The organism is Pedobacter sp. AC379, assembly GCF_979258145.1.
In genome coordinates this window covers 205774-224929 of sequence record NZ_OZ409839.1, presented here as the reverse complement: position 1 = coordinate 224929, position 19156 = coordinate 205774, and the positions used below count along the sequence as shown (strand labels likewise).

The following is a 19156-nucleotide window of genomic DNA, read 5'->3' as shown; positions in this document are numbered from 1 at the left end:
AAGATAGCCCTGCTCTACGTTTTTTCTGATGAAGGATCAGAACCACTTCGATCAGGTTTAGTTGGCAGGGATAGTACTTTTATTTGTGGTTGCGTGGTTCGTTAGGCATGAGCCCAGGGATGTGGTATTTTAATTTATAAATGAGCCATGCTTTAATCAATTGCATGAAAGATATTTGCTCATATAAGTTAGTATGGTTTGTAAAGACACCGAACCAAGGAAAGTCGAATTTTAGGCGTCCTGCTATTGCCTTGAATAGTAGCAAAAGCATATTTATAATAGCCCTGATTGAAGTGATTCCGATCCTTTACCGATCAATCGGCACTAAATTAGCATTGGATTAACGGAAAGCAGGACTGCCCTAACCGATTCCAACAGAACCTGCGCTCCAAAAAAGGTCAGAATATTTGAAACGAGTGAGGCATTAATCTATAGAAGAAAAAAATATTTTATTTCTAAAATTGGTGTGGTTCGTGTAGACACGCACCAAGGTGTGGATATAATCAATTACTGCGCGCAAGGCCCGTCTGGAATTTCTTTGCTGATTTTAATTACTTTGGTAACCACTAAAGTCGAATCGAAGTCGGCAGCTACTGTAGCCGTGTCAGATTTGGCAAAAAAGCCTTCCAATTCGACGTATACCGGCTCGTATGGCTTTTCGAAGCCAAGATTGCTATAAGAAAGTTCCAAGGTTTTTACACTATCTGTAACCCAATATTCACGGCCATCTTCGCAGAGGGTAAAAGATTTCATTTCCGGACCGAAAGTATACAGGCCCTTAACTGTTTTAAGATTACTTTTTTCTCCCTCGGCCTTATCGTTTCTACAAGCGGTAAGGGCTACGCCAAGGAGCACAACAAATACGAATGCTTGTTTAAATAACTTCATTTTTATATGGATTGATTTATTTGATCTATCTTTTTAACACTCAAATTGGATGACAAAGCAGATGCCAAAAATGAGAAGATGCCTACTGTAACAAAAACTAAAACAAAATCTTTCCATTTTAGCCCTATTGGGTAGGAGGTGACAAGTGTTTTATTTTCTTCTCCCATTTTGATGAAACCGTATGTATGCTGAAAATAATAGAAAATAAGGCCGATAATTAGGCCAAGCACACAGCCCGACATGGTAATCATCATCCCCTCAAATAAAAATATACGCTTAATTAATTTTTTTCCTGCACCCAAACTGCTCAAAATAGCCACATCCTTTACCTTATCGATTACCAACATGGTTAACGACCCTATGATATTAAATATAGCAATAATCAGAATAAAAGTAAGAATAATATATACGGCCCATTTTTCAGTATTTAAAATGTGGTACAGCGATTTATTCTGTTCGGCCTGGTTGCGTACCTCATAGGCTTTCCCCGCTTTTTCGATCACCTCTTTTTGGAAGTTGTCTACATCAACCCCTGGTTGCAAATTGATCTCAATTGCAGACACATTTTTCTCTTCGCCCAACAATTCGCGCGCAAAGCCAAGCGGAACGATAATTCCGTTATCAAAATCCTGCTGCACTTCAAAAACGCCGCTAACGCGAATGCTTTTTGCTACAAAATCATCAGCCGGATTTAAGCTGCTTGCTGAAATGTCTTTTTTTGGCGAATAAATTTCAAGTTCTGTAAAGGGATCTACCGTATTTACGGCCAGATAACTTTGTAAAGCAGAGCCAATTACTGCATTGTCGCCATTCCTGTTGTGTAAAATAAAGTGTCCTTCTTTTATGGTACTATCAAGTTTGGCGTTTTTTAAATAATCTAAACTCACACCTTTCACCATACCTACAGCCTGTTTATTGTTGTATTTCAACAAAGCATTTTCTTGCAATACCTCTGTAAATGCAGCAACATCCTTATTTTTTTTAAGCTGGTTAAAATAGGTAGTATTCGGATCGAAGGTTTTGCCCTTGGCCGGGGTTATGGCAATGTGGGGGGTAATGGTATCGAACATGTTTAACACCACCGTTTCCAAACCGTTAAATACCGAAAGAATAATGATCAATGCTGCACTGCCCACCATTACACCCACCATCGAAATACCCGATATCAGGTTGATGGCATTGGTTGATTTTTTGGCAAAAAGATACCTTTTGGCAATATAAAATGATGTATTCACGTCGGTAAAGATAGTTAAAAGGTTGAGGGTTTAAATATATAATGCTAGCAGCCCCCACGCTTAAAAGAACTTTTAAACAATATTTAGTATCAAAAAAAAGGATTGTTTTGTTTTTCGAAACCTATGCTTGTCGCAGGTCCGTGGCCAGGATAAACTACGGTTTCATCTGGTAATACAAACAGTTTATCGGAAATGTTTTGAATTAATTGCTGATGATTGCCACCAGGTAGATCGGAACGGCCAATGCTGCCATAAAAAAGTACATCGCCACCCATTAAAATATGATCTGCTTCACTATAAAAGCAGAGGTGTGCCGGTGAGTGGCCTGGGGCAAATATTAAGCTTAATGTACTGTTGCCAAAAGAAACTGTTCCTGTTTCAGGCAAAAAAGTATCCGGAAGTGGTGAAATCTGATAGTTGTTAAAGCCCATTGAAGGGGCATAACCCGGAACGGCAGTTAAAACAGGCAATTCGCCTTCGTGAAACTGCGGCTTTAATCCATAGGTTTCAAAAACGAATTTATTGCCGAAAACATGATCAAGGTGGCAATGCGTATTAAGCAATAAAACTGGTGTAAGGTTTTGCTGTTTAATGAATGCTGCCAATTCGTTTTGCTCAAAACCCTCGTACATCCCAGGATCAATGATGATACATTCTTTACTTTCATCGTAAAGTACGTAGGTATTTTCGCTGTATGCATTAAAAGTGAAGGTTTTTATGGTAATCATAAGTCTTATAAATGTTCCTGATTAAAATTGTATCAGGGTGTTGAATAATAAATTAATTTTTCCACCTGAAGGAAGAAATCATTGTATCAATGTCTTTTTTAATGAAATTGATCACAGGAGCGATTGAATCGTATTGTGGCCGTTCATTAAAATATAATGCACCTCTAAAATAATGTTTTGCACTATCGGTTAGGAAAAACTGAACAGAAGATGCTGTATTTCCTTCAATGGCATAATAAATACCATACACTTTCCGATCGGGATAATTGATAAGCTTTTGATCTATCGCACTTGCTTTAATGGTATGTTTAAAGGCGAGTTTCCGGGCATCTTCTACCATTTCATTGTATTCGCCTTTGCCTGATACATCATAATAGGTTAAATGTAAAAAGCCATTGAATTGTTTGAAATGAATGTTAAACCAGTCTTTTTGTGCATCACGGCTTTTATCCTGCTCTACCACGGCATAAGTTGGATACTTAAAGCTGAAGGGAACGGGCTGAATAAATGTTTTATAATTTTTTTCAGGGAATTCAATTCTGAAATAAGCTCTTGGTTTTGGGCTATAATCATTGTTCTGACAAGCTGTTAAGAATAAAAGCAGCATGACGGAAATACAGATCAGTTGTTTTAATTTCATAGCATTTTATCAAAGATTGCTTTGTCGTTCCTCCTCGAAATGACGATAAGTTAGCTTATTTATTCCAGATTGCCCAGGCTTTTTCGGCTTGTTTGTATAACATTTCCAAACCATTTTTAATGGTGGCACCGCGTTCTGCTGCTTTTGCCAAAAATGTAGTTTCTAATGGATTGTATACCAAATCATAAGCCAGGTGTTGTGGGCCGAGCTGGCTGTAATCAATTTCTGGAAAGGTATCAACATTTGGCGACATCCCCAGCGGTGTGGTATTGATCAATACTTGATGTGAAGCTAAAATTGCCGGTGTTATTTCTGAATACAATATTGCCCCCGGAACAGGTTTGCGTACCACTACCTGGTAGGGGATGTTCAATTTTGCTAAAACGTATTTAACCGCTTTTGCCGCTCCACCATCACCAAAAACCAACGCTTTTGCATGCTGTGGGCCTAATAAGGGTTTTAATGATTCTTCAAAGCCATAAGCATCGGTATTGTAGCCTTTTAAATAATTTCTGTCTTCAAAACTTTTGATGGAAATGCAATTTACGGCCCCGATTTTATCGGCTGCTTCATCTACTTCATTTAAATAGCAAAGTACATTCACTTTATGCGGTATGGTTACATTTAAACCACAAAGTGATGGGTTTTCGCTTAATAAATCGGGTAATGATTTGATATCCTCAATAGGGAAAAGTTCGTATTGGTGATCAGCAATGCCCTCATTCAAAAATTTTTCGGTAAAATACTTTTTAGAAAAGGAATGAGATAGTGGATACCCGATTAAGCCGTATGTTTTCATATGCGTATTTACGTCATTGCGAGGCACGAAGCAATCTTAACGCGATAGAAATAAACTATCAGAGATTGCTTCGTGCCTCGCAATGACGGATTTATCTTTTATTTTACTTGGTTCAGGAAATAATCGAAAGTATCTCCGCGTAAACCTAAACGAATGGTTTCCAATGGAATTACCTCAGCTGGGGCAATATTACCAAGGTTTACATTGCTACCGATTAATTTAATGAACCAAACCTGTTGTTCTTTTTGTGGTGCTTCCCAAATAATGGTTTCTTCAGGAATCTGTGTTAATATTTCATCAACCAAACCTTCCCGCACTTCTCCGCTTCCGCGGTAAATACCAACATTACCACCTTCGCGTGCTTCGGCAATTACTTTCCATGAGCCTGCTTCAATTTCTGCCTGCATTAACTTAATCCATTTGTATGGGGCAAATATTTTGGCAGCATCTTTACTTCCCACTTCAGAAATAACGGTTACCTGTTTGGAAAGTTCGCGGATGAATTCACATTTTTTATCATGCTCAATTTCAATGGAACCATCAGAAACCTCTGCGTACTCCATGCCATATTGATCTAAAATGCGTTGGTAATCTGCAAATTGATTACGGATAATAAAGGCTTCAAACAGTGTTCCTCCAAAATAGGTAGGAATACCGGCACTTTTATATAAAGCTAATTTTTCTTTAAGATTTGGGGTTACATGAGATGTTGCCCAACCTAATTTTACGATATCTGTATGTACGCCGGCAACTTCAATAAAATCTTCAACCTGGCGTAGGCTCAATCCCTTATCCATAACCATTGTTAAGCCTTTTTGGCGTGGTTTAGCTGGACGTTCGGGAACGTTTAATAATGGATAATTCATATGCCTACAAAAGTGAAAAAAATTTTGAGATTTATTTGTTAAATTTTTCTCACAAGCTCGTTACCGAATATATCTGTTTATAACGCTCAAAATGGCACTATTATCCTGTAATTGCGGTAAATATTCAAATAAAATATAATGTTTATCGGGGTCAGTTGTTAAAGCCGTTTCCAAATATCCCAGCGCATCACTGTAATTGCCAAGTGCAAAAAGATAGGCTACCATACGGTAATACAGTTCGGCAGCTTCGGGATTATTTTTAATCGCTTCAGCCATTGTTTCTGATGCTTCCAAAAGTTTTCCCTGCTCGTAAAGCACGGTACTAAAATCTAGCCAGGCTTCAATATCCAATGGATTAAATTCCAAAACTTTTTCATAGGCCTCTATCGATTCCTCAATCTGACCTAATTTATAATAAGCATCGGCCATGGCGAACCAAAAATCTGGGTTTTCGGCTTCTAAATCGATCGCTTTTTTATAAAAATGCAACGATTCGAAGTAACGTTCCTCAAAATTCAGCGTAACACCGATCCCAAACCAGGCATCTGCCATTTTAGGATCCATTTTTACTGATTTTTTATAATAAGAACGCGCTTCATCCATTTTTTCAAGCTTCTCGTAACATTCACCTATTGCGCAATAGGTATCGGCATTGGGCTGTTCGTACTCGAAAGTCTGTTTATAAACTTCAATGGCTTCATCGTATTTATCCAGCTGTACCAATGCATTGCCTTTGTTGAAGTAAGCGGAGCTGAAATCTTCTTTGATTAAAATTGCATAATCGTAGGCATCGATGGCTTTTTCAAAAAGATTTAGTTTATGGAAACTGTTTCCCAAATTATACCATGCTGCATATGAATAAGGATCGGTATCGATGTACTGCTGATAGAACTTAATGCTTTCTTCCTGTTTATCCAGCACATCATAACAAAAAGCCAGCTCATACAAACCGTCCTGATTTTCCATATTTTGCTCTAAACTGAGTTTAATATAGGTAATGGCACTTTCATAATCGCTCATGCTTTGGTAAACATAAGCCATCTGCAACAAAATTTCATCGGTACTTTCGGCAAGTCCTAAAGCTTTTTCATAGTTTTCGAGTGCTTCATCATAGCGTTCGGTATTTTGGAAAATATTACCGCGCAAAAGATAAATATCCGGTTCGGATGGCTCTAAGAGTTCAGCTTTTTGCAATGCAATAAAAGCTTTTTCGTTGTTATTGGTTAAAATGTAAAGATGAGCCTGCTTGATTAAAAAAACAGTTGCATAGGGGTGTTGACTGATTGCAAAATCAACCACCTGCAAAGCTTTGACCGGATCATTTTTCTCGATATAAAAATCTACTATGTATTCGAATGCGCCTGCATCGAAAAAATACTGATCCTGGTTGCGGAGCATTTCTTCGTAACGTTCTACTGAGCGTTGTGCGTCTTCGTTGGATTCAAAAAAGAATTCTTCTTCCATATATTATACTATTAAAGAACCGTGCCAATTAGCATAAAAACACATTATAAGTTTACCGATTATAATTTTCCGTTTTTAAAATAATTACTAACATCAATTGGCTTAATCAGCGTAAATCGCTGAATATAAAGCGTGTTAACTGTGGTAAAGATGTGTGGATAATCGATTGATTTTTTGCAACATCGCGGTTCCTTTTCCCTTCTTTTACAAAAATACTATAAATTTATGGTATATACGTAATTGAGAAGTCATGAAAGGATCAGTCATTTTTGCCCTGTTTTTACTATGTTTTGTTACTCAAAGCTTTGCACAGCTTAACGAGGAAGCCGCCCTTAAAAAAGCGGTAAATAATCTTTTCGAAGGGATGAAGACCGGAGACAGTACTTTAACAAGGGCTGCGTTTGCCAATAGTGCTATTATGCAAACAATTGTTGAAAAGGATGGAAAAGTGGTTGTCCGTACCGAATCGGTAAATGATTTTGTAAAATTTATCGGAGCACCGCACCAGGAAAAATATGATGAACAGATAATTTTTACCAAAATATTGGTTGATGGTGCGCTGGCTTCGGTTTGGACAGACTATAAGTTTTACCTTGGCGAAAAATTTAGCCATTGCGGTGTAAATTCCTTTCAGTTGGTAAAAGGAGATCAAGGCTGGCAGATTGTTTACCTTATTGATACAAGAAGAAAAACAGGCTGTAAATAAGCTTTATTGTTTTACTGTAAAGTATTGTAATATTTAAACACTTTAATCAGGTCATCGTCCTGTTTTAAATCCAGTTGTTCGTTTTTGATGTAAGTAGCTACTTGTTCCTTTTTATCGGCTAAAACCGTAGCAATGCTTTTTGTTGAAGGCGTAAATTTTTGAATTGTTCCAGCTTTACTGGTTAAATATGTGGTACGCTGTACGAGTTTGTTGGTTTTTTTCTTGGTAAACCAATCTTCTACTATTTCTTTTTTAATCGAGTATTGTTTTAGCAGGCTAACGTTGCCCTCAGCAACTGCTTCGTAAAAACCTTCTGCCTGACCGGTTTTTAATTTAATGAACTGGTGAGAATTGCCAACAGAATCAAGCAGGGTGAAAGATTGCACGGAATCCTGAATGGCGTAAACGTTTTCATTTTCTGTGTATTCCAATTGTTGCGTTTCCAGGTTATACCTAACATTTTTAATGTCAAACGCTTTCTGACTAACGGTTTTAATGCTCCCGTTGGCGTATTTGGTGTTGAAATAAGGACTTCCTTCAACAGGATTTTTAATTACTGATTTTAAAAGGGGTTTCGCACTTGGGCCAACTGTAACATTCTGTGCAAAATTGTAAGTAGTGAGGCTGATTAAAATAAGGAGTAAGAAAATTTTTTTCATGGTTGCGTTTTATAAGGCGAAAATTTTGTGTGTTTCGATTGGTTCTTTTTGTTGGCGATAAATTTTAAATAAAAATTAAAACAAATGGAAAAACAAGCTAAAAATAAGAGGATTTTCTTATGGATATTGCTTATAATTCCAAATTACTAAAACATTTTAGTGATTATTTAAACGCAATTTATAACATTTTTAAGATAATCATTATTTTTTTTGATTTATTGATAATAAAAACTGTAATTCGCGGAATATTAACTTAAACAAACTTTAAAAACTATGAAAAAACTCGTACTGTGTTTATTCATATTTTTATTTTGCGGTATCATACAAGCAGATGCTCAGAGTAAAAATATTACTGGGAAAGTGGTTGCATCTAATGATGGATTGCCGCTTCCAGGGGTTAGTGTCCGTGTAAAGGATACAAAAAAAGCAACATCCACCGGGTCGGATGGAAGATTTACCATTAGCGTTAATGCGAATGAGGTGTTACAATTCTCTTATATCGGTTTCGTAGCGAAAGAAATCGCAGTGGGTACGCAATCAAATTTGAATGTTAACCTTGAGCCAGACTCAAAAAGTTTAAGCGAGGTTACGATTTCTACTGCATTGGGTATTAAACGTAAGCCAAAGGAAATCGGTTACGCAACGCAACAGGTAACCGGTAAGGCACTAACCTCGAGCAGGCCAACCAACCTTGCAACGGGTTTATCTGGTAAGGTGGCAGGTTTGCAGATTAACCAGGCCAATAACCAGATTGATGCCGGCGACCAGGTAAGGGTGGTATTGCGTGGTAACAGGTCGTTTACCGGTAACAACCAGGCGCTTTTGGTTTTGGATGGTATAATTGTTCCATTGAGCCAGTTGAACTCAATTAACCCGAACGATATTGACAATGTGAATATTTTGAAGGGTGCAAACGCCGCAGCACTTTATGGATCGGATGCATCGAACGGAGTAATTATTGTGAGTACCAAGAGGGGATCTTCTGATGGCGGTAGCATAACCTATACTAATTCCACTTTACTAAATCGTTTAAGTTACTTCCCTAAGCTCCAAACAGAGTTTGGTGGCGGTACTACTCAGGATGACTTTGGATTTGGTTTGTACACTCCTTTTGAGAACCAGACCTTTGGAGAGCGTTTTGATGGAAGCATCAGACCGTTGGGCCGTATTTTAGAAGATGGAACTTACCAGATGGTTCCTTACACTTATAAAGATGGCGAAAAAGAGAGTTTCTTTGAAACTGGTATCGATGAGCAGAATGATGTTACCTACTCTGGAGGAAACGAGAACGGAACAACCTATATCAACCTTCAGCGTGTAAACAGTAAAGGTTATGTTCCGGGAGATAAATCCAACAGAACTGCAATCCGTATTAACGGAACACGTAAACTGAACAAATTTTTAGCGGATTATTCATTTAACTATACTCAGAGAAATTACGATAAGAGTAACAATCAGGTATATAACAATGTAATCAATACGCCAGGAAACGTACCATTGACTGAGTACAGTGATTTAAATTCGAAATATGGTAATCCTAACGATTACTACAATGATTATTATAACAGCCCATATTTTGGTTTACAGCAAAACCGCAACAACGAGAGAAGAGACGATTTGCTGGGTAATGTTTCATTTACCTATAAACCAGTTGATTGGTTGAGTTTGATGGCGAGAGGTGGTTTGAGCACTAAAAACACACTGGGTAAAAATAAGAACTATGCCTATACCTATTCGGATTTTGCACACAATTCGGGTAAAGGGATAGCAGCCAATCAATACACAAAATCATCAGTAACAGATTACAGTGAATTTGAAAGCAGGTATACAGGGGATTTTCTTGCAACTGCAACTAAAACGTTTAAGCAATTTAAATTTACGCTGATTGGTGGTGCGCAGGTGATTCAGAAAAACTATAAGTATATGACTCAATCTGGTAACGATTTAGTGGTTGATAATCTTTTTAACCTTAATAACCGTTCTGGTGAGATCGTGGGATCCGAAAACGAACGTAACTCCCGCCAGCTGGGTTTATTTGGAGATTTAACGGCTACCTACAACGATTACTTAACGATCCATATCTCTGGTAGAAATGACTGGGATTCAAGATTAGCCAAAAGTAACCGCTCTTTCTTTTATCCGGCAATTGATGCAGCTTTAACACTTACAGATGCAATACCTGCACTAAAAGAAAGCAAAATCATCAGTAACTTAAAAATCCGCGGAGGTATTTCTAAAGTATATGCAGTACAGATCGATCCGTACAAATTGCTTTCTACCACCAGTCCGGCAGGAAACTTTCCTTATGGCAGTACCGCAGGATACTCTATTGATAACGCAGTTTATGATCCTAACTTGAAACCAGAGCAAACCATTTCAAAAGAAATTGGTGTAGATGTTGGTTTCTTAAATAACCGTATTACTTTAGAAACTTCGGCATATTTGCAAAATACCAAAGATCAGGAAATCATTAACGGGATAGATTTATCTGGTACTACCGGTTATACAAGTGCAGTAATTAATACTGGCGAAGGCCAAAATAAGGGAATTGAATTTAGCTTAAACGCGGCACCGGTAATTGGTTTTTCAAACGGATTTAGATGGAATGTAGGTGTAAATTATTCGTACAACACCAATAAGGTACTATCATTATATCAGGGTCAAAACCAATTGGGTATTGGCGACAACAACTATATCGTAGTAGGTCAGAGTTTTCCTTCCTTACAGGTGAGCAGTTACCAAACCGATCCGCAAGGCCGGGTGATTGTGGATGCCAATACAGGTTTGCCACTTTCAAACCCAATTAATAAAGATTTCGGACAAACCAACCCAAGTACTGTAGTTGGTTTTAACACCAGCTTTACCTTTAAAAACTTTACGCTATCAGGTGTTGCAGAATACCGCAGTGGTAACGTTTTCTATAATAGTTTTGCAAGTACATTGGATTTTGCGGGTGTTAGTTATACATCTGCACAGGCTGGTCGTGAACGTTTTGTTTATCCAAATTCAGTAATCCAAACTTCACCGGGCGTATTTGTTCCTAATACCAATACTACAACTATACAGGGTAATGGATCTTTTTGGGCTGATGGCATCCGTAATAATACGGCCTCTAACTACGTAATGAGTGCTGCATTCTGGAAAATCAGAGAACTTTCTTTGGCCTACCAGGTACCAACACAATGGTTACAGAGCAAAGCCAAATTTATCAAGAATGCAAGTATTGCCTTGATCGGAAGAAACTTATTTATGTTCAGGCCTAGTGATAACATTTATACTGACCCGGAGATTAACGTGGGCACAGGGAATGCACAAGGTGTTAATAACTTGAATCAAACGCCTCCTACACGTATTTATGGTTTTACCGCAACAATTGGCTTTTAACAATTAATAAAAAAAACATGAAAAAGAAATTTATATATGTGTTTACAGTATCGGCAGTATTAATGCTTGGTGCCTGTAAAAAGGGTTTTTTAGATATTAATGATAATCCCAACAACGCTACAAATGTTAAACCTTCTTTAATATTAACGGGTGCGTTAAACAATACTGCTGCATATACTACGGGCGGCTCTATTTTTTACAGCTTTGCAGCCTTGTGGATGAATTACTGGATGACCCCAGGAGGTGTTTCAGGTTGGTACGAAGAGCGTTCATACAATTTTACCACCAACTGGAGCGGTTCTACTACGCTTTGGGGCAATTTGTACGATAACCTTAACGATTACGCATCTTTAGAAAAACAGGGCAAAGCAACAGGGCAAAATTTCTTCGTTGCGGTGGCCAAAACAATGAAAGCCTGGGATTACCAATACCTGGTAGATTTTTACGGTAATGTGCCTTACACGCAGGCGTCTAAATCGGTTCTTTTCCTTAACCCAAAATACGATAAAGGGCAGGCTATTTACGAAGATCTGGCGAAGCAATTAGATACAGCAGCAAATTTATTTAAAACAGCAACGGTAAGCCCGTCAGATGTTACGGCTGATATTTATGCCAAAGGAGATGTGAAAAAATGGGGTAAATTTGCCAATACGTTAAAACTTAGAATTCTTTTACGTCAATCGGAAATTCCTGGTAGAGAACAGTACATCAAAGATGAGATTGCAAAAATTACTGCAAATGGATTTGGATACATCGGAGTTGGTGAGGGAATGTTTAATAATCCCGGTTATTTAAATACATCTGGTAAGCAAAATCCATTCTGGGGCGTATATGGTTATGCTGCCAATGGCGACAAAACTGCATCGCACACCTATATGCTGGCCAGCACTTACGGCATGGATTTCCTAAAAAATAATAATGATCCAAGATTAGGTAAGTTTTATAGCACAGTTAATGATGGTGCAGGAAGTACTTATGTAAGCTTAGTTTGGGGCCAGGATGTAAATTTCGATCAGACACTTACTACCGTTTCAGGTATTGGTAAAGGGGTATTAAAATCATTCGATCAATCGCAGCCTATTATGACAGATTTTGAGAGTTTGTTCTTACAGGCTGAAGCTGCACAAAGAGGTTACCTGGGCGGTAATGCACAAGCGAATTATGAAGCCGCTGTAACGGCCAACTTTGTTTACCTGGGATTAAAGGATACAGACGCAGTAACTTACCTTGCTGATCAGGATGTGGCAAATTGGAGTGCTAACGCAGACAAAATTGCCTTGATCATTAAACAAAAGTGGGCAGCCATGAACGGTACAAATGATATTGAACCCTGGACAGATTACAGACGTTTAGAGCTTCCTGCAGATATGCCGATATCTATTTCTTCTACGGTAACTACCAAAAAAATCCCGGTAAGAATGTTATATCCACAAAGAGAATATAACACCAACTCGGCAAATGTAATTGCAGAAGGTACAATTAACCAGTTTACGTCTAAAATTTTCTGGGATGTTAAATAAATCATTTAAAACGATGAAAAATAAAAATATATTTAAAGGACTTATTGCAGCATTATGCATAATAAGTTTGTCTTCTTGTTTGAAGAACAAAAATGAGCAACCTGATTTCTCATCAACAACACCAGTTGTAGAAATTCCTGTTGGCTCACCAGTGGGTGATGGCAGCATCAACTCTTTAAGCACTTCACTTATTCAAAAAGATGTTCCAACCGACTATTACTTTTACATTAACTATGCAGCATCAAGCACAAAGCCAACTGATATTAAGGTTACTTTAGCTATCGATCCGGCTACGCTTTTAACATATAATAAGGCGCACCCTACTGATACTCCATTAAAGATTGTACCAACGAATGCTTTTACAATGCCGACAACGATTACGATTCCTGCGAATGAGCGTAGGGTACAGGTTCCGGTGAAGTTTGTGAGTACAGCACTTGATCCTGCTATTGGGTACGGTTTACCTGTAATTATCAAAGATGCTTCTGGAGAAGTAATTAGCAATAAATTTGGTGCTGTGGTTATTAATGTAGGCGTTAGAAATCGTTATGATGGAAAATACTCAAGCAAAGGTTATGTTTTTAGAGAGGGTGATACTGGCGGCTTAACTGGCTTTTTTAAAGGCTTGAGTAAAGATTTGTCGAGTAATGGTGCTAATGCGGTTAATTTTTCTCAGAACTGGGCAGACGGTGGTGGAGCCGGTGGTATTGATGGATTAACCATTAATGTAGATCCTGCAACCAACAAGGTAACGATGAAAAGCAAGGGCAATGCAACTTTGGCTAATGATCCGACTTACGATAACCGTTACGACCCGGCAACGAAAACTTTTTATATCTCCTTTAAATGGGGCGCTAGTCCAACAAGCCGATCGGCTACCGATACGCTTAACTATGTTTCCATTAGATAAGTTAATATAAACAGCATAAAATACAGAAGCCCGTTTGAATCAATCAAACGGGCTTCCTTTTTTTATAATATAGTTAAAGCTAATGCTAAATGCTATTCCTTCCCTAAATCTGCTGCACCTTTTTTAAAGAGTTCGGCCTGTTTGGTAAAATTTGCTTTAGCATCGCCACCTACGGCTGCGGCCTGTTGCGTTTTTGCCTGCGCAGTTGCAGTGTACGCACCTGCCAGTTGTTTGTTTAAATAGGACTGCAGTTTTAACCTTTCGATAGCACTGCTAATGTTGTTTATACCTTTTTCGGTAACCGAAGGATTGGTATTCGCCCTCAAGTACTGGAAATACTGGCCAATTACTGAAAAGATTTCATTCCGGTCACCAGTGAGCATAATCTTTTCATAAAATGCCTGATGTTCATCTTTAGGATCGCTAATGTATAACGATGCAATAGAAGGTGCAATGTGATCTTTTGTATCCGCATCTAGTGAAGATAAAGCCGAAATGCTTTCTTGCGGAGCCAGTTTGGCTAAACCACCAACACCCGCTGCGATTACTTTGTAGGATCTATCCTTTAAGCTTTCACTCATTAAAGTTTTATACGTTATATCTCCTGTTTCAGCTAATTTCACAATTGCAGCAGCCCTTACCTCAGTATCCTTATCGGTTTTGGCAATTTGAAGTAGGATTGGTAAAGCCATCGCTTTGATTTTTGCATCTTCCAGGTTAATGCCATCAATACTTAGCGCACGTAAATCGGGTGATTTGTCTTTTAATCCTTCTAAAAGTACTTGTTGGCCGCTGTTGGCTTTGCTTTGCATGATGAACTGAAGTGCCTCTATCCTATTGGCATAGCTTGGCGCATTTTTATATTGGAAATAATAGTTTTCTGCGGTTTTATTGTCGTTAGTTTCACCAACTAAAATTTTATCTGTGTCAAAATCAATTAAGTCGGGTTTATTGTTCACATCGAAACTAAAATTCTGCTCGCGGCTGTTGATCAGAATTTCTTTCCTGATTTTCTGCCCACCTGCATAAATGTCAATCTTAATTGGTAAAATAAAGGTTTGAACACTCGAATCCTGGGTCTGTTTTACTTTAATTGTGGCTTTTCCATTCTGGTAACCATAATCTATACTTAAAATGGGGTGTCCACCATTGTAATACCACTGGTTAAAATAAGGGCTCCAATCTTTACCGGTAACCTCTTCCATAGCCAATCGCAATTGGTGCGTTTCGCCATTTTTGAAAGCATTTGTGGTTAAATAACGGTTAAGCGATTTGTAGAAAGCGGCATCGCCCATCTGGTTTTTTAATGCATACAGAATAATCGATCCCTTGGCATAACTGATGTTATCGAACATATCTTCCTTGTCACCATAATAAAAACGCGCTAAAACAGGGCTTTCGCCTTTTTTGGTCGAACCGATGTAAGATTGCAACTTATCATAGCGTGACTTGTCTTCTGCATCCCGACCGGCATCGTGGCCATGCCAGATTACTTCTCCAAAGGTGGCGAAAGATTCGTTCATGGTTAGGTTAGACCATGATTCTGCTGTTATATAATCGCCAAACCATTGGTGAAAAAGTTCATGTGCAATTGTTCCTTCCTCATTGCCATCCAGCAGCTCGCGATCGGTTTTTTGTACCTGTTCGCCATGCAAAGTTGCCGAAGTATTCTCCATAGCTCCCGAAACATAATCTCTGGCCACCACCTGCGAATATTTGTTCCATGGATAATCTACACCAAGCAAATTGCTGTAAAATTGGATCATATCTGGCGTTTTTCCAAAAATCTGTTTCGCATAGGGTGCAAACTTTGGTTCTAAGTAATAACTTACTTCTTTGCCTTTATAAGTATCTTTTGTTACTTTAAATTCGCCTACGGCCATCATAAACAGATATGGTGAATGTGGAAGATCCATTTTCCAGGTATCTGTTCTGGTTCCATCGGCATTGGCTTTCTGGCTCACCAGTTTTCCGTTAGAAAGTGTAGTGTATTTCGATTTTACGGTCATCGAAATTTCATCAGTAGTTTTCTGATCGGGTTTATCAATGGTAGGGAACCATGCCGAAGAGGATTCCGTTTCGCCTTGTGTCCATATCTGCGTTGGTTTATTCTTATCAGTTCCGTCCGGATTGATAAAATAAAGTCCTTTTGCATCGGTTATGGCTGCGCTGCCTTTTACTTTTAGCTCATCGGGTTTTGCAGTATAAGCAATGTATACCGTATACTTTTCAGTATTGGTGTATTTTTTATTTAAAGTGATATGCAGTTTATTGTCATTGTAAACATATTTAAGCGGTGTATTTCCTTTGGCGCCAACCAATGCAACCGTTTTGATGTCCATGCCCTGTGCATCGAGGGTTAGCGAATCTGTGGCATAAAAATGTGGTTTAAGGGTAACCCATTCTTTTCCGTAGAGGTACCGCTTAGCATAATCAAAAGCTACATCAAGTTTGGTATGCACAAGATCATTAACCTTGGTTGCCGTTGCCCGGTAAACAGCAAGATTGGTTGATTTTTCTACAGGTTGTTCCTGTGCAAAAAGTAGATTGGCCGTAAAAGCAGAAAACAATATTATGCCACAGGCAATAAATTTTTTATTCATTTTTAAAGATTTGATAAGTCAGTTAACTTTAAACCACGATATTAAGAATTGTGGTAAAGTAAACACTCAAATGTAGTCCCCTTTCTGTTAATTTTTTGTTTTTTTGTGTAAATCGTTAGATATATGACTACAGCTATTCAATCCATTTTAAATAAATTGGGCATTCAGGCGAGCAATCCTGCCTTTAGTACAGGCAACAATTGGGGTGGAGAATCGAATCCGGATACTTTAGAAAGTTTTTCTCCTGTTGATGGTGAACTGATTGCTTCGGCAAAAGTTGCCGGCAGTTCAGATTATGAGGGTGTTGTGTTAAAAGCGCAATCGGCATTTAAAGAGTGGCGTACCATTCCTGCGCCAAAGCGGGGAGAAATTGTGCGTCAGTTTGGCGATGCTTTACGTGAAAATAAAGATGCATTGGGTACACTCGTATCATACGAAATGGGAAAAAGCTTGCAGGAAGGCTTTGGTGAGGTGCAGGAGATGATTGATATCTGCGATTTTGCTGTGGGCTTATCACGTCAGCTATATGGTCTTACTATGCATAGCGAACGTCCGAACCACCGCATGTATGAGCAATGGCATCCACTGGGGGTTGTCGGGATTATTTCTGCATTTAATTTCCCTGTGGCCGTTTGGAGCTGGAACACGGCTTTAGCACTGGTATGTGGTAATGTTTGCATCTGGAAACCCTCAGAAAAAACGCCTTTAACAGCCATTGCCTGTCAACATATTATAGCTAAGGTTTTTAAAAATAATAATATAGCCGAAGGGGTTTGCAGCCTCATTTTAGGAGATAGAAGCGTAGGTGAAATGATGACGAATGACGGTCGCATTGCATTAATTTCTGCAACAGGATCTACCCGTATGGGAAAAGCCGTTGGAGCTGCGGTGGGTGCCCGTTTGGGTAAAAGTTTGTTGGAACTTGGAGGCAATAATGCGATCATTATCTCTGAACATGCCGATTTGGACATGAGTTTAATCGGAGCTGTATTTGGTGCAGTTGGTACCGCAGGGCAGCGTTGCACTTCTACCCGCAGGTTGATTATTCATGAAAGTGTATATGATGCTTTTACAGCAAAGTTGGTTAAAGCCTACAGTCAACTCCGTATCGGCGATCCTTTAGATCAAAACAACCATGTTGGGCCGCTAATTGATACTGATGCGGTGACTGCCTATTTAGATTCGATAGAAAAATGCAAGGCAGAGGGTGGCAATTTTGTGGTAGAAGGCGGGGTTTTATCTGGCGATGCCTATAGAAGTGGTTGTTATGTAAAACCTTGTATTGCCGAAGTTCAGAATGATTTTAAAATTGTGCAGCATGAAACTTTTGCGCCAATTTTATACCTGATAAAATATAAAACTTTAGATGAGGCAATTGCCTTGCAAAACGGTGTGCCACAAGGGTTATCATCAGCCATTATGACTTTAAATTTAAGGGAAGCAGAGCAGTTTTTATCTGCTAAAGGATCAGATTGCGGTATTGCCAATGTAAACATTGGTACCTCTGGTGCTGAAATAGGTGGTGCTTTTGGAGGGGAGAAAGAAACTGGAGGAGGTAGGGAAAGTGGATCTGATGCATGGAGAGCATATATGCGCAGACAAACCAATACCATTAATTATTCGAATACTTTGCCCCTTGCACAGGGTATAAAATTCGATTTGTAGCAGAATCCTTAATGCAATAGTAATAACCCATAGGTGCAGGGTTTTTCCCCGGAAATTCGGGACAGGCTCTAGGCTGAAAAAGCCTTCTGTCAGTAAGGACAAAAAAATAAAAAAGGCGCTGAAATTAAACTCAGCGCCTTTTTGGTAAAATATATGATGGAGTTAGAATAGTTTTTCTAATAGGTTTACCTGAAGATCATCATAACGGGATTTGTTGTTTTTTGCCAAAGCAGATTTTGCAACCAGTTTAGTATAGGTATCCTGAGCTATAAATTTTCCAGTTTCTATTTTAGAAGTGATACCGCTTGTCGATTGGTGTGTTTGTGTTGAACCTTCGAGCTTTAAAGCGGCTGAATCATTTACATCAGTAGTTAAATTAACTGTATTAACGTTTAAATCTGCTGATGCATCATCGCCTAAAACAACGTTTAAATTTAATAAATTAAATTTCCCGGCAGTGCTAACCGTTGCGGTATTTAATGCTTCGATACTATTTAAATTATTAACGTGCGCAATAACCGTTAAAGTATTTTTTTCGAATGAGCTGATTCTCAATGTTGCACCCTGTTGCTGTATCAATGCGTTTTTGGTATAATATTGATCATAAACTTCAATACTTTCTTTTACATCCTGTATCAATATCAATTTTACATTTCCTGATACCACAATTTTATTGATGTTTTTCACCATCGTTATTGCGGTGTAGTTTGTATTGTTTTCTGTAGCATTTGCTACTACTGTTGCGCTGGTTAACGTAACCATTACTAATGTTGCTGTGAACAAATTTTTGATAGAAGTTTTCATGACCTTAATATTTTATGTTTATAAATCTTATATTTTTAAGTTCCTAATAATTAGGTGGTTTTGTAATTAAGACGGTATTCTGGTGAAAACGTTTCAGCCAATTATGGGCTATTATACCATGAGCTTTTATTTATGGACGAACGCCAAAATAACCTATACGAAAAATGTTTGGTTGTTGCCGAAAAGAATGAGATTTACCGAGTATTAAGTAATAATGTTAAAAAAAGTTAAAGGATAGCAAATAACTAATCGATTAGTTTTATCTTCGGAAAACAAAACCAAATC

Annotated in this window: 15 protein-coding genes; 5 read left to right on the top strand and 10 right to left on the bottom strand. The window is 38.3% G+C overall.

Going from position 1 to position 19156, the window contains the following annotated elements:
• Positions 1-507 precede the first annotated feature (507 nt).
• The 7 genes from ACZZZW_RS00945 to ACZZZW_RS00915 form a co-directional block, all read right to left on the bottom strand.
• Positions 508-888 carry a hypothetical protein gene (locus ACZZZW_RS00945; RefSeq protein WP_463492038.1) on the bottom strand — a complete coding sequence of 127 codons (381 nt, stop codon included), beginning with the start codon at positions 886-888 and terminating at the stop codon, positions 508-510.
• A gap of 2 nt (positions 889-890) precedes the next feature.
• Complete coding sequence (locus ACZZZW_RS00940) at positions 891-2123, bottom strand: ABC transporter permease (protein ID WP_055902903.1); 1233 nt, start codon at positions 2121-2123, stop codon at positions 891-893.
• 89 nt (positions 2124-2212) lie between these two features.
• Positions 2213-2851, bottom strand: coding sequence for an MBL fold metallo-hydrolase (locus tag ACZZZW_RS00935; protein ID WP_463492037.1), 639 nt, complete (start codon positions 2849-2851; stop codon positions 2213-2215).
• Between the two features lie 52 nt (positions 2852-2903).
• Entirely contained in the window at positions 2904-3491 is a 588-nt protein-coding gene (gldD, locus tag ACZZZW_RS00930; RefSeq protein WP_463492036.1) for a gliding motility lipoprotein GldD, read from the bottom strand.
• 55 nt (positions 3492-3546) lie between these two features.
• Entirely contained in the window at positions 3547-4290 is a 744-nt protein-coding gene (locus tag ACZZZW_RS00925; RefSeq protein WP_055902894.1) for a shikimate dehydrogenase family protein, read from the bottom strand.
• Between the two features lie 98 nt (positions 4291-4388).
• Complete coding sequence (locus tag ACZZZW_RS00920) at positions 4389-5156, bottom strand: phosphosulfolactate synthase (RefSeq protein ID WP_055902890.1); 768 nt, start codon at positions 5154-5156, stop codon at positions 4389-4391.
• 60 nt (positions 5157-5216) lie between these two features.
• A complete protein-coding gene (locus tag ACZZZW_RS00915; RefSeq protein WP_055902889.1) occupies positions 5217-6620 on the bottom strand; it encodes a tetratricopeptide repeat protein in 1404 nt (467 codons plus the stop codon).
• A gap of 250 nt (positions 6621-6870) precedes the next feature.
• On the opposite strand from ACZZZW_RS00915, the gene ACZZZW_RS00910 reads away from it, so the two are divergent.
• A complete protein-coding gene (locus ACZZZW_RS00910) occupies positions 6871-7326 on the top strand; it encodes a nuclear transport factor 2 family protein (RefSeq protein WP_463492035.1) in 456 nt (151 codons plus the stop codon).
• Between the two features lie 11 nt (positions 7327-7337).
• Here the strand turns inward: ACZZZW_RS00910 and ACZZZW_RS00905 are convergent, their stop codons facing one another.
• Positions 7338-7985, bottom strand: coding sequence for a hypothetical protein (locus ACZZZW_RS00905; RefSeq protein ID WP_463492034.1), 648 nt, complete (start codon positions 7983-7985; stop codon positions 7338-7340).
• A gap of 273 nt (positions 7986-8258) precedes the next feature.
• On the opposite strand from ACZZZW_RS00905, the gene ACZZZW_RS00900 reads away from it, so the two are divergent.
• Genes ACZZZW_RS00900 through ACZZZW_RS00890 form a run of 3 tightly spaced genes read left to right on the top strand, consistent with a single transcriptional unit; the run spans position 8259 to position 13799 of the window.
• A complete protein-coding gene (locus ACZZZW_RS00900) occupies positions 8259-11369 on the top strand; it encodes a SusC/RagA family TonB-linked outer membrane protein (RefSeq protein ID WP_463492033.1) in 3111 nt (1036 codons plus the stop codon).
• A 17-nt stretch (positions 11370-11386) separates the two neighbouring features.
• Complete coding sequence (locus tag ACZZZW_RS00895) at positions 11387-12889, top strand: SusD/RagB family nutrient-binding outer membrane lipoprotein (protein ID WP_055902878.1); 1503 nt, start codon at positions 11387-11389, stop codon at positions 12887-12889.
• 13 nt (positions 12890-12902) lie between these two features.
• On the top strand, positions 12903-13799 hold the full coding sequence (locus tag ACZZZW_RS00890) for a DUF1735 domain-containing protein (protein ID WP_463492032.1): 897 nt from the start codon (positions 12903-12905) through the stop codon (positions 13797-13799).
• 92 nt (positions 13800-13891) lie between these two features.
• Here ACZZZW_RS00890 and ACZZZW_RS00885 read toward each other — a convergent pair whose 3' ends face one another.
• Entirely contained in the window at positions 13892-16402 is a 2511-nt protein-coding gene (locus ACZZZW_RS00885; protein WP_463492031.1) for a M1 family aminopeptidase, read from the bottom strand.
• Positions 16403-16525: 123 nt separating this feature from the next.
• Between ACZZZW_RS00885 and amaB the strand changes: the two genes are divergently transcribed.
• Complete coding sequence (amaB, locus tag ACZZZW_RS00880) at positions 16526-18067, top strand: L-piperidine-6-carboxylate dehydrogenase (protein ID WP_463492030.1); 1542 nt, start codon at positions 16526-16528, stop codon at positions 18065-18067.
• Between the two features lie 162 nt (positions 18068-18229).
• Here the strand turns inward: amaB and ACZZZW_RS00875 are convergent, their stop codons facing one another.
• Positions 18230-18871, bottom strand: coding sequence for a GIN domain-containing protein (locus ACZZZW_RS00875; RefSeq protein ID WP_463492029.1), 642 nt, complete (start codon positions 18869-18871; stop codon positions 18230-18232).
• Positions 18872-19156: the final 285 nt, after the last annotated feature.

Coding starts and splice junctions, on each gene's coding strand:
- ACZZZW_RS00945 (WP_463492038.1), bottom strand. CDS start 888: ATGAAGTTATTTAAACAAGCATTCGTATTTGTTGTGCTCCTTGGCGTA.
- ACZZZW_RS00935 (WP_463492037.1), bottom strand. CDS start 2,851: ATGATTACCATAAAAACCTTCACTTTTAATGCATACAGCGAAAATACC.
- gldD (WP_463492036.1), bottom strand. CDS start 3,491: ATGAAATTAAAACAACTGATCTGTATTTCCGTCATGCTGCTTTTATTC.
- ACZZZW_RS00925 (WP_055902894.1), bottom strand. CDS start 4,290: ATGAAAACATACGGCTTAATCGGGTATCCACTATCTCATTCCTTTTCT.
- ACZZZW_RS00920 (WP_055902890.1), bottom strand. CDS start 5,156: ATGAATTATCCATTATTAAACGTTCCCGAACGTCCAGCTAAACCACGC.
- ACZZZW_RS00915 (WP_055902889.1), bottom strand. CDS start 6,620: ATGGAAGAAGAATTCTTTTTTGAATCCAACGAAGACGCACAACGCTCA.
- ACZZZW_RS00910 (WP_463492035.1), top strand. CDS start 6,871: ATGAAAGGATCAGTCATTTTTGCCCTGTTTTTACTATGTTTTGTTACT.
- ACZZZW_RS00905 (WP_463492034.1), bottom strand. CDS start 7,985: ATGAAAAAAATTTTCTTACTCCTTATTTTAATCAGCCTCACTACTTAC.
- ACZZZW_RS00900 (WP_463492033.1), top strand. CDS start 8,259: ATGAAAAAACTCGTACTGTGTTTATTCATATTTTTATTTTGCGGTATC.
- ACZZZW_RS00895 (WP_055902878.1), top strand. CDS start 11,387: ATGAAAAAGAAATTTATATATGTGTTTACAGTATCGGCAGTATTAATG.
- ACZZZW_RS00890 (WP_463492032.1), top strand. CDS start 12,903: ATGAAAAATAAAAATATATTTAAAGGACTTATTGCAGCATTATGCATA.
- ACZZZW_RS00885 (WP_463492031.1), bottom strand. CDS start 16,402: ATGAATAAAAAATTTATTGCCTGTGGCATAATATTGTTTTCTGCTTTT.
- amaB (WP_463492030.1), top strand. CDS start 16,526: ATGACTACAGCTATTCAATCCATTTTAAATAAATTGGGCATTCAGGCG.
- ACZZZW_RS00875 (WP_463492029.1), bottom strand. CDS start 18,871: ATGAAAACTTCTATCAAAAATTTGTTCACAGCAACATTAGTAATGGTT.